This window comes from Acidovorax sp. SRB_24, from assembly GCF_012931925.1.
Window position 1 is genome coordinate 1 of the sequence record NZ_MWOM01000378.1, and the last position, 232, is coordinate 232.

At 66.8% G+C, this 232-nt stretch carries 1 pseudogene; it reads left to right on the top strand.

Features of this window, described 5'->3' with window-relative positions:
- A pseudogene (locus B2J89_RS22335) lies at positions 1 to 232 on the top strand (DSD1 family PLP-dependent enzyme); the annotation flags it as partial.

A 232-nucleotide genomic window follows, 5' to 3' on the forward strand; every position in this document is an offset into this window, starting at 1 on the left:
CTATCACGGCGCAGCGCAGCACTTGCGCAGTGCAGTCGAGCGGCGCGAGGCCATCGGCAAGGCTATTGCCGCTTGCGAACGAACCGTCGAAGGACTGAGCCGGGCGCGCATTCCCTGCGGGATCGTCTCCGGCGCCGGGACGGGGACGTTTGAGCTGGAAGCCGCGTCGGGCGTCTATACCGAGCTCCAGGCCGGCAGCTATTGCTTCATGGACGGCGACTATGCGGCCAAC